Consider the following 10,813-nt stretch of genomic DNA (forward strand, 5'->3'; position numbering starts at 1 on the left):
CGGTTTGGTTACAATACCGGCAAGCAACTTCTATCGTCACCGTCATTTTGAGATCCCCTTAAAAAGGCATAAGAATACCAGGTTAACGCTTTGGAGTCATGACCAAATTAAATTCACTATATTACTGATTTTATTATTTAATTAATAAGACAGTGCTGGCAAAAAATAGCCTATATGCGGGAACGGGCGAAGCTGATGGCGGAAGAGTTTTCCCATCTGGCAGACTTTCTGATCACGCCCCATAATCCCGATATAATCAGGAACCAATCCGACGGATCACTGATTGTTGTTCCGGCCATTGGATATTGGGTGCGGTAGTGCAATCCACCCGATTGAGCAGCACCCGGCATTTACGCCATTCGGTTAGTGCAGATTTCTCTGTATTGGTGGCGATATTTAAATCCACGGCGTCCTGTAATGGTGCGATTTTTTCTCTGGCAATACCCATCAATTGCCGTTTTTGATGCTCGGCCATTTGTTGTAACTCAACGGGAGTGTAAACCCGTTCGGGTAAAGATCTGAAGCATCGATACTGTACCCGGGTGTGCTTAACCTGATTATTCAATAGGTGTTGGTGAATGGTTACTCAAATCCTGCTAGAATTCGCGGCATGAAATAGGCATTATCGTAGTGAATTGACAACAAATAACACCAACAGGTTAATTAAATGGAAAGTATGTGCCAGAGACTGAATGTTCTGCGTAAAGTTGATAACTTATTAATGGCTCATAAGCCCAATAACAGCACAGGTGTTAAACGATTTATTTTAGAGTTTCTTTTCTTTGGATTGATTAATGCACGCTCGTGCTTATTTGCCGGTTTCTTTTTTTTGGCTTTATTTTTGGTTCCAGCAAAAGGCATCATGGGCATACCGCGTTATGATGTACTATTAGTATTTGCAGTGACCTTTCAAGCATTACTAATACGGTTAAAACTCGAAACATGGGATGAATTGAAAGCGATCTGCGTCTTTCACTTAGTCGGTTTTATGATGGAGCTATTTAAGACATCAGCATCTATTAGTTCATGGCAATATCCTGATGCTGCGTTTACTAAGCTTTGGGGAGTCCCACTATTTACAGGTTTTATGTATGCGGCCGTGGGGAGCTACATTATACAGTCATGGCGCTTTTTTAAGGTACGCATTGAGCATTACCCAACTTATTGGATGGCAACACTGGTGGCACTGGCAATTTATATCAACTTCTTTAGTCATCATTATATTGATGATTATCGCTGGTACTTAACTGCTTTTATTTTCGGTTTGTATGCACGTGGTACTATTTTTTATACGCCGTTGGATCAAGAATGCAGAATGCCACTATTACTTGCTTTTATACTGATTGGTTTTTTTATTTGGTTGGCGGAAAACTTCGGTACCTTCTTTGGGATCTGGCAATACCCGAATCAATTAGGCGCTTGGTCTGTTGTTCATGCAGGAAAATGGGGGGCATGGTCATTATTGGTGGTTGTTACCTTTACGATTGTCGTTCACCTTAAACATATCAAAGCGAATGTGGCAATTGCCCGTTAATTTAGTAATGTTACTTTTTCCCCATTTAGAAATGTCCCTGTTTTCATGCATAACAGTATGAAACGATATCATTATAAGGGGCGTAAGGATCTCAATATATGGCCCGCGAAAGGAGCAAATATGGCACTGAATAAAAAAGTATTACCTGTTTTCAAATATCACCCAGACCCCCATTGGAACAGGGGCATTTTCTACCGATAAACCGTTAACTGTGATTGCTGCCATTCCACTGCCTCCACTGCGGCAAACTACGCCTGTGTTTTGATTTCAGCTAATAGCACAATGTTTATCTATCCGGATTTGACGGGGTGGTAAGACACCCCATATCATCGTTTTTATTTATTCATTAATCGAACAATCTGCTCCGCCAATTCAGGTGTTGTGGCAGTTAACAAGCTTGAAAAACAGCGATAACACGCATCGAGATCACTGTACAACATCCAGCCTCCCTACCCTTGAGCGACATATACAATAGTTGAGATAGCTGGAAAGCCAATCACACCGACAACAGGTTCACCGTTTTCAATATAAGCGATTAATGTATTAAATAATGGCACACCATAAATAAACGCTCGCGTGCCATCAATCGAATCAATGATCCAACCTGACCCAAAAGTTTCGTTCCCTGCAAGACCAAACTCTTCACCAAGGGTACCAGCCATCCGCGCCATTAATAAGTTACAAAATAGTTGTAAACTTAGTTTTTTGTACTGTCTGGCAAACTCGTGGCGATTTATGTTTAAATCTTTATTGTCAGCCCGCAACGAGAGGCGCTTAAAGGATTTAGCTAGATCCGGCAGCTGACGAGAATTATCCCGGTTTAGCGCCCCTTCTTCTTACGCCCAGGCTGAGTAAAGCGCTTACGAGAAGCAGAGTTGCCGTCGGATTTTTCGGCGTTTTTCGGCCCGTTAAAGCCCGGTTTTTTAGCTGCAACGAGCTTAGTCTGCGCTTTTTTCGCCGGTTTTTCTTCGGACGATGAGTTTTCAATCAGCTTAAATAACCCGATCAGTTCATCGTCGGTCAAATCTCGCCACTCGCCCTGTGGCAGCCCTTTCAAGTTGACGTTCATGATGCGCGTGCGCTCAAGCCTAGTAACTTCATAGCCAAAGTATTTACACATGCGGCGAATCTGGCGGTTAAGCCCCTGCACCAGCGTAATACGAAACACAAAGGGAGCTTCTTTCTGCACTTTACATTTTTTGGTCACCGTTCCCAGCATCGGCACACCTGCGCTCATGCCCTGAATAAACTCATCGGTCACCGGTTTGTCAACTGTTACCACGTACTCTTTTTCGTGATTATTTCCGGCACGAAGAATCTTATTGACCAGATCGCCGTGATTAGTCAGAAAAATCAGTCCTTGGGAATCCTTATCCAAGCGCCCGATCGGGAAGACGCGCTTGCTGTGGTTAACGAAATCACTGATGTTATCCCGCTCACTATCTTCCATTGTGGTGATGATGCCAACGGGCTTATTCAGCGCGATAAGCACTAAGTCTTCTTCATCACGCGGCTCGATAAGCTGACCGTTAACTTTCACTATATCTCCGGCAAATACCTGATCGCCAACGGCGGCTCGCTTACCGTTAATAAAAACATTCCCCTGTTCGATGTAACGATCGGAATCGCGACGAGAACAGATGCCGCTCTCGCTAATGTATTTGTTAAGACGAATGGATGGGTTGGTCAGCATGATTTCTCCATAAAAAGCAGACTATACCTTACCCGGGTTACGTTGCGAAGCCTGATCGGGGCGAATTGTGCGGGGCTAGGTCGGCAACTGAGCGTTATTAGCGACATTGTTAGCCGTGTAGCCCACATGGGCGCGAATAGGTCGATGGCTGCGATGATCGTTGGCAAGTTATGCTGGTGTTGAACATTACCGTGATATAAACGTGGCGATTAATATAGCTGCGATGGCGGTTTGATAGATTTCAATAGGCACAGACCGTGCCGAATTTACGCCCTCGGGCATGGCCAGAGTGCTGTGGTTGAAAGGGGGAATTTGCGAAAAAATTTTGGTAGTTTTTTCACTGATGTTTAACATCATGATTTATCTACCAAAATCCGTTAGGGTGTCGCCCACAGGGGCGTGGATAGGTCGTATCCCTGGTACAGCATTGGCAATCTCATAAGCGTGTCGCCCACAGGGGCGTGGATAAGGTCTGCGCCTCGCGGTTTTCATACCAGTAGCCCACCGTCAGCATGATCGCCAGTTCCACATCGTCCGAAACAAACAATCCGTCGGGGTCAGTGTCCGGCACGACTTCTTCATAAAGACGGCGGTTCAGGTAATTTTCCGCCCGCCGGATGGCAGCACGGGCGTAAGTGTTCAGCAAACTATCTTCCGCGTCATGGTTGCTGTCGATACGGCATTGCTGTTTGAGTTTTTCCACGGTGGGAAAAGGCATCTTGCCTCCTGACACCGGCGACCTTGACCGATCGCAGGCACAAAAAAACCGCTTCACGCGGCGTGAATGTCATCACAGGGAATTACGCCGCTGACGCTGTACCCTTGCCGACCAGCGCCTTGATGGCCGCCGTGTCTTCCAGAATGCAGTCGAAACGGTGGAACGCCAGAAACGCGATCTGGTCATAATCGGCATAACGCTCAACCAGCCGTCTCAGGGTCATGTAAGTGACACGGCGGACAATAAAGCGGTTAAAGTCCCCCACAATAGATGAACTTGTTACCCGCCCCCATGTCGGCAATCGCCTGATCAATCACGTAAGGCACCCCCAATACCGTGGAAGGCACTACCCCGGCAATTTCGGGCAACCACAGCGGGCGGTTCTGGGCATCCTCCATTTCGGTGATGACTTTCAGTGTGCTGTCATTGAAGGCCCAGCGGAACGTCCCCGTATTGCGGTAGGCGGGATCAAGGGCATGTTTCAGGGCGTTCTGTCTTTCCAGCTAAACTTGGTGGCCGCGTCTACCGTGCCCGTGACCGAGGTTTCCAGACCTTTCGGTTGTTGCGGACTGCCCGTGCCCGTGCCTTTCACCAGATACCGGGCCTCACCACGCCCGATGCGCTCGGCAATGCGTTTCGCCAGATAGGCCTCCATATCAATGCCGGAGTCCAGCAACAGCTCATTGGACACCCGGATGATTTTGGACGACAGTTTCTTCGCCCCCAGTGACTCGGTGCCGAACAGGGTATCTTCTTCGCTGGCCGCCGTGTTTTCACCCAGCAGCTCGCCCTCTTCCGTCGTGCCGTCCGCCGTCGCCCATTCGATGGTCTGCCCGGTGGAGGTGCTGAGGATTTGCGCCACGCTGGCAATGCCGCCGTAGGCTTTCATGGCCTCGACCACCTTGTTCAGCATCTGAACCGGGACGGTGTAGCCGCCTTTTTCATCCGGGGTAGTGCCCTGTGCCCGCAGTTCACGCAATGCCTGCCGCTCTTCGGGGGTCATTTCACCCAATCCGTGACGCAGGTATTTGTCGAAAGACGCCGCCCGTTTTTCAGCCAGCGCCGTTTCAGGCGGGGCAGGATGACCCCGCTGTTCGGACTCAGTCTGATTAACCAGCTGCTGGTCGAGGTGACGCAATTCGTCTTCGCGCTGAATTTGGGCATCAAGGCTGTCCAGCTCGGTTTTGGCCTTGTTCCATTCGGTGCGCTGCTCGTCCGTCCACGCGGCATCCCCGATTGTGTCATGCAGGGTACGCATTTCCGCCGCAATGGTGTTACGGCGTTGTTTCAGTTCATGTAATTTCATGCTCATATCCTAAATATTCAGTAACGTCAGAATGCGCTCACGCGCCATTTTTTGATTAATCGCCTGCCGGAGTGCCCCGCTGTGGCGCACCTCCTGCCAGGCCTGCAAGGAACGGACGGCTGAATCGGCCGCCTGATAGGCCGGATACGTCACCGGACTCACATCAAACAGCCGGGAGAACTGGCTGATTTCCCGGATGACAATGCCTTCCTCATCTTCGTACCAGTGCTCTCCATCACGGGCGACCCGAAAGGCAAAGGAAGACTGGGTAATATCCCCCCGCTGCATGGGAGCCAGCACCAGATCGCGGATGGTCTGCGTGTCCGGGGCCTGAATGGTGTATTGCAGCCCGCGCTCATCCACGGACACGGTTAATGTCCCGGCGGCGCTGCGTCCCAGAATAAAATTGGGATCATGGTTAAAGAGCCCGCGCACATCATCATGGAGTACCTCGTCAAAGGCCCCGGGCTTGATGATTTCACGAAAGCCCCAGAGCGGTTCTGAGCGGCTGTTAAACACCGAGCCGTAACCGACAATGCGCGTCGGCTGGTTCTCCGGGGTTTCAGTACGCACCTCACCGCTGTAACAGCGCATTTCCCTGTCACTCATCGGGTTTGTCCTCCTGGTTGGGATGGGGTTGATCCGGGTTGTTAAGCAGATTGGCGGCGTTGACACTCACCAGCATTTCATCCAGTCCGTCCACGGGGTTCATGTCTTCAAAGGCACGGGCTTCATTACGACTCATCCAGCCATCCGTAATGGCGAAGTGGTAAAACTCACCCCGCTCTTTCGGGGTGCCGCGCAGGAGTCCCGCCAGATTGAAACGGACATAAAACCCCGCCGCCCTTTCCTGCCGGGTAAACAACCGGCGATTCAGTTCCTGCTCCCAGTTCACCACCCACGGCATTACGGTATGGCGGACAAACTGGATAGCCTGTTCAGAAATATTGGAAAGCGTCGCCTTCTCTAAGTCATTAATCATGTGGGCCGGCACATTGAACAGCCCCGCTATCATGGAGCGGTTGAGTTTCAGCATGTCGATGAGCTGGGCATCCACCGGCGACACGGTCAGGGCGTGATAATCCAGTTCTGCGGGCAGCAGCAGGGTTTTATTTTCCTCACTGCGCAGGGCGGCGGCGGCTTTTTTCCACATCTGCTTAAGCCGCTCCCAGCCTTTATCATTGACTTCCCCTTTAACGGAGACAATCCCCGCCGGACGCGCATTCCCGCCAAAAAAGGCACTGGTGTATTTCTGTCCGCTCATGCCCATCCCGATGGTTTCGGCATGTTGCAGGATGGGGCTGAGCCCCATTTTCCGGTTATTACCGAGTGCCCGGATGTGGATCATGTCGTCCGGGCTGATGGCAAAACTGCCGTCTTCGTTATACACCCCGTAGGTGTAGCGCCCGCCCGTGTTCAGTAAGGTCGTTTCCCACGGCATACAGGCTTCCAGCGTGGTCACTTCCCCGCGACGGTTACGCCTCACCCACGAGTAACCATTGCCCCAGCCGAGGACATGGCGCTGTTTCAGCTCCCGCCATTTGTAACTGGTCTGCCAGTCGTTCGGCTCATCATGCACCAGATAAAACACCGGGTGATCCCGCGCCATTTCCACGGTCTTGCCGTTCTTACGCATGACATGCAGCGGCATCTGCGCCACCGAAGAGGACAGCACATAGATACAGGCATAGACCGCCGCCAGTTTCATCGACGTTTCGGGGCTGACATACACATCCGCACTGAACAGGCCGTCATGGTCGGCAGCCTCGGCCGTGATCGGGGTGCGGGGATTTTCCAGCGGTTCACTGCGGAACAGCGCATCAAGCAGCATATTTCCTCCGGCGGGCGACGGTCAGGGCATAGGCAATCAACAAAACGCCCCCGATGATCAGGGTGTTTGCCAGCCCATACTTAAGGTAACAGCCCGCCAACACCGCCCCGGTGCCGGCCAGCGCAGCGCCATCAATCAGTAAATTTTTCATAACATTAAAAGGTCATCCGGATCGAGGTTGGAAAGAAAGTCGGGTTCTTCATGCAGGATGGCGCGGCCCATCGCCATAATCAGGGCGACCGCCCCGTCAATTTTGCTGTCTTTTTGCTCCTTGATGGGGCGCACAATATCATCATTCCCGCCCATGGTTTTCCCGACGACATTGCTGATACACCAGGACATAATCGGATTACCGTCATGATGGAAACGACCGGACTGGATGGCGGCCTCCAGCTCTTTCATCGGATCGCTCATGTGAGTGAAATTCTGGGTAATGATGATGGGGTTAATACCCTCATCCGCCAGTGAGTGAGATAAGCCGGTTGCCCCAAAGGGATCAATCGGGGCCTCATTAACCGGGTTCAGGTGACCGGCGAGTTTGGCTTCTTCAAGGATGTAGCGGTAATCCACTTCGGCCCCCTCCGTCACGGTCAGCAGATCCATCGCCACCCACTTCTTAAAACGTTCAGCGGTGCGGCGGTTCTCGGTCTGCTCTACGCTGTACACGCTGTCATACGGCACCCAAAAACGCGGGGCAATACTGTAGTAATGCCGCTTACCGTCAATCTCGCGGACAAAAAGCCGGGCCATGCTGTTCATGTCCAGCTTACGGGCAAGGTCAAACGCCAGAAAACAGGGCTGGCCCTCAAATTGCTCCAGGGTGAGCGTCGTGTCTTCACACTGCTTCCAGCTCACCATATTGAAATAGGCTTCCCGCGCAGACACCCAGATATTCAGGTGTTTGGTTTTGAAGACGCTGGCCAGCCGGGGATTATTCAGGGCGCGCTGCTGCTGACTGAGCAGGAAATCCGCATAGACTGACACGCCCATATTCGGATTGGCTTTCCGCAGTACGTCCGGCGAAGTCCAGTCGTCCCCGTCGTCCACGGTGTAAATCACCCCGAACAGCTCCTCATTGGGCACATTGCCGGACAGCATCTCTAACACCTCGCGCCGCTTGTCATAACACGGACCTTCAATGTTGTAACCTGCCGTGGTGATCGCCCACATCAGCGGCTGTCGCCGTGCCCCCATTCCCGTCAGCATGGTGGTATAAAGGTCATCGGTGTCATGCTCGTGGTATTCATCCACAATGGCACAACTGGGCGACTGCCCGTCCCCGGGATTACCAATCAGGGGTTCAAGCCGGGCTCCGTCAGCCGGACGGTTTAAGTTTGAGGCATTCACTTCAATGCCGAATGCTTCAACCAACATCGGGGTACGCTTACACATCAACCGCGCCGGCCGGAAGACTTCCCATGCTTGCTTCTCGGTTGTGGCACCGGAATAGACTTCCGCGCCGAATTCGTCATCACAGGTAAAGCAATAGAGTGCCACGCCCGCCGAAATCGCGGACTTGCCATTTTTGCGGGGGATTTCCGTATACACTTCCCGAAAGCGGCGTAACCGGCTGCCCTTATGCACCCAGCCAAACACGGAACACACAATAAATAGCTGCCACGGCTCCAGAGTAATGGGCATGCGTTTAAACGCCCATTCCCCCTTGGTGTGGGGCAGCAATTGAATAAATTTGGCGGCCTGTTCAGCCCGATCTTTATCGAACCGGTACTTAAACGATATTGCCTTTTCCTGACTCAGGTTATCCAGATGCCGCCGGCAGGCGTCTTTGACAGGGCGGCCTGCGTCAATCTTGCCGCGCACGACATCACGGGCATATTGGTTCGCCGCATTGACATTCAGATAAGATTTGCGGCTCATGATGAGATCATCCTCATAAAGGGATTGTCGGTTTTGGCCTGACCCGCAGCCCCAATCAGACGCTGACGGCTGCTGGGATCTAACCCCAGCAGGGAGCCGGTCGTGTCCATTTCGGATTGCTGTTCTTTTTTGGCGGTCAGTTCCGGGTTTTTAATGGGCCCCCCGGTCGCGCCGGTTACCGTGTTACCCTGTTGGGCAATATTGATAACCGCCTTGCGCCAGAACTGATACGCCACACACCAACGCTCCAGCACGGCAAGATCGGTGACGCAAAGCAATCCCTGTGCACACAATTCCTGACTGGTCAGTTCCCACATCACCGCCGCCAGCGGCAATTCGTTTTCCCTAAACCAGTCCGGCGGGGAAACCCCGGACAGGGGCGTAAAGGCCGGCTCATCCCGGTTCAGTTTTCGCTTGCCCGGATTGCCTGCCAGTTCTTTTCGTGCCGTCGGCTTGGGGCGACGACCTGATCTGCCCGCCGTTCCAGCCATACTCAGAACCTCCCGGATTCAAAAAAACAGGGCCAGAGGGATAAAAAGACTCCCGATTTAAATTTCATTTTTCGCGGGGATAAAAAAAGACTTAGGGAGGCGGTCCCTTGGGGTGAGAGTGCCAGCTATTTGACCTCCCCCTCCCCTTGAATGACCCTGACCGATGCTATTGTTACTGATGAAATTAAAATCATCTCAGGATGACAATCATTGTCACCATCGCCCTTAATATGATCAACAAATGAAATCAAATATGAATATCGACAACATCACCTGCCATCTCATCACTGACTGTGAAGGTTACGTTCAGTGTGGGGTGAATATCACTGCTGTGAGTCTCAATCACGACCTGCTGCTGGTTCGATAGCAACATGCCATCCACACTCAGGGCATAACCTTTGAAGTGGCCACCCTTGTACAGTCTTGATAGTTTGACTTGTTTCTCGCTCATCGTAGTCTCTCCGTCGCGGTCTTCGCCCTATGGCAAGACCAGCATAATAGAATCAGATTTGTTAACGCATCCGTGCCACCGTGTGCCTTGGGCTTAATGTGGTCAACGGTCACGCCTGTCACTGCCCGTCCATTGCGTAAGCATTGCTGGCATAAATGCTTGTCTCTGGCCTTGATGGTGGCTCTGAGCTTGTCCCACTTACTGCCATAGCCGCGTTCATGTCGGCTCTTGCCTTGCTGGTGATTCTCCCAGCCGGTGTGAAGATGGTCAGGACAGTAGCCGCTTCGGTCAGTGGTGGTCTTGGGGCAGCCCTGCTTGCGGCAGGCTCTGGGGATACGGGGCGGCATCACATCACCACTTCGAGAGCAGTCCGCCTCGTCCACTCTCACGGGTGACGAACTGGCGTATCTCTTCACGGACTATCTGGCGGATGTGGTTATCATTACCCTTTATTACCGCTTCCTTTATTACCGCTTGGGATATAGACGCCTCTTTCACGAAAACCTTTCCGGCTAAGGGCGTCAAATCAGTGACTGCTTCACTCAGTGGGGCAGCGGCTACTCTCAGCCTCCCTTCTGAATCAAAGACCTTAAAGGTATCGGCAGTAATTCCAGTCTTAACGCTTACATCTGCTGACAACTTCATGCCTGCGTCGTAGCGTCGACCAGTAATGCGATCCATCTGTTCAGCAATATTCTTCAACTGTGATTCAAGTTGGTTCAATGCTTCGGTGTCACACTTGATATCAATGGTGAAGGTGTGTGTTGGTGTACTCTGTGTCATGTTCTGTTCTCCAAAAAGAAAAGCCACCCGCGTTAACTGATGGCATGGGGCATTCCTTTAACCACTCAAGGGAATGGGCAAAGAAATATTGATTTTAATTTCAGACGTTAACTAATTGTTAAGTATTA

General features: G+C 51.4%; 13 protein-coding genes and 1 pseudogene. 1 reads left to right on the forward strand and 13 read right to left on the reverse strand.

The features are described from left to right. Nucleotides 1-256: 256 nt before the first annotated feature. Nucleotides 257-565, reverse strand: coding sequence for a tail fiber assembly protein (locus NXS07_RS17200; protein ID WP_277914653.1), 309 nt, complete (start codon nt 563-565; stop codon nt 257-259). 102 nt (nt 566-667) lie between these two features. Between NXS07_RS17200 and NXS07_RS17205 the strand changes: the two genes are divergently transcribed. After that, the gene (locus tag NXS07_RS17205; RefSeq protein WP_038223096.1) at nt 668-1,534 is read left to right on the forward strand and encodes a DUF817 domain-containing protein; all 867 of its coding nucleotides are present in this window, start codon (nt 668-670) and stop codon (nt 1,532-1,534) included. Nucleotides 1,535-1,983: 449 nt separating this feature from the next. Here the strand turns inward: NXS07_RS17205 and NXS07_RS17210 are convergent, their stop codons facing one another. From NXS07_RS17210 to NXS07_RS17265, 12 genes and pseudogenes are all read right to left on the reverse strand, one after another. Beyond that, on the reverse strand, nt 1,984-2,298 hold the full coding sequence (locus tag NXS07_RS17210; RefSeq protein WP_230581056.1) for an inositol monophosphatase family protein: 315 nt from the start codon (nt 2,296-2,298) through the stop codon (nt 1,984-1,986). A 56-nt stretch (nt 2,299-2,354) separates the two neighbouring features. Continuing rightward, on the reverse strand, nt 2,355-3,227 hold the full coding sequence (rluF, locus tag NXS07_RS17215) for a 23S rRNA pseudouridine(2604) synthase RluF (RefSeq protein ID WP_038195352.1): 873 nt from the start codon (nt 3,225-3,227) through the stop codon (nt 2,355-2,357). 436 nt (nt 3,228-3,663) lie between these two features. Further along, entirely contained in the window at nt 3,664-3,945 is a 282-nt protein-coding gene (locus NXS07_RS17220) for a head-tail connector protein (protein ID WP_258087231.1), read from the reverse strand. 82 nt (nt 3,946-4,027) lie between these two features. Beyond that, nucleotides 4,028-5,251 (reverse strand): annotated as a pseudogene (locus NXS07_RS17225) (phage major capsid protein). A 9-nt stretch (nt 5,252-5,260) separates the two neighbouring features. Next, complete coding sequence (locus NXS07_RS17230; protein ID WP_258087232.1) at nt 5,261-5,860, reverse strand: HK97 family phage prohead protease; 600 nt, start codon at nt 5,858-5,860, stop codon at nt 5,261-5,263. Beyond that, nucleotides 5,853-7,082, reverse strand: a complete 1,230-nt coding sequence (locus NXS07_RS17235; RefSeq protein WP_258087233.1) for a phage portal protein — start codon at nt 7,080-7,082, stop codon at nt 5,853-5,855. The genes NXS07_RS17230 and NXS07_RS17235 overlap by 8 nt, the downstream gene beginning before the upstream one ends. Then, nucleotides 7,072-7,233 (reverse strand): hypothetical protein, encoded by a 162-nt coding sequence (locus NXS07_RS17240; RefSeq protein WP_038222712.1) that lies wholly within the window; start codon nt 7,231-7,233, stop codon nt 7,072-7,074. Before NXS07_RS17240 ends, NXS07_RS17235 begins: the two co-directional genes overlap by 11 nt. Continuing rightward, nucleotides 7,230-8,960, reverse strand: a complete 1,731-nt coding sequence (locus NXS07_RS17245) for a terminase large subunit (protein WP_258087234.1) — start codon at nt 8,958-8,960, stop codon at nt 7,230-7,232. The genes NXS07_RS17240 and NXS07_RS17245 overlap by 4 nt, the downstream gene beginning before the upstream one ends. Next, nucleotides 8,957-9,451, reverse strand: coding sequence for a phage terminase small subunit P27 family (locus NXS07_RS17250; protein WP_038205651.1), 495 nt, complete (start codon nt 9,449-9,451; stop codon nt 8,957-8,959). Before NXS07_RS17250 ends, NXS07_RS17245 begins: the two co-directional genes overlap by 4 nt. Nucleotides 9,452-9,698: 247 nt before the next feature. Continuing rightward, nucleotides 9,699-9,902: a hypothetical protein gene (locus NXS07_RS17255; RefSeq protein ID WP_258087235.1), complete on the reverse strand. Its 204-nt coding sequence runs from the start codon at nt 9,900-9,902 to the stop codon at nt 9,699-9,701. Continuing rightward, nucleotides 9,899-10,249, reverse strand: coding sequence for an HNH endonuclease (locus NXS07_RS17260; RefSeq protein WP_071826252.1), 351 nt, complete (start codon nt 10,247-10,249; stop codon nt 9,899-9,901). The genes NXS07_RS17255 and NXS07_RS17260 overlap by 4 nt, the downstream gene beginning before the upstream one ends. Nucleotides 10,250-10,253: 4 nt before the next feature. Further along, on the reverse strand, nt 10,254-10,685 hold the full coding sequence (locus NXS07_RS17265) for a hypothetical protein (RefSeq protein WP_258087236.1): 432 nt from the start codon (nt 10,683-10,685) through the stop codon (nt 10,254-10,256). Between the last annotated feature and the right edge of the window lie 128 nt (nt 10,686-10,813).

It is taken from the genome of Xenorhabdus bovienii, from assembly GCF_024721015.1.
Lineage (GTDB): Bacteria > Pseudomonadota > Gammaproteobacteria > Enterobacterales > Enterobacteriaceae > Xenorhabdus > Xenorhabdus bovienii.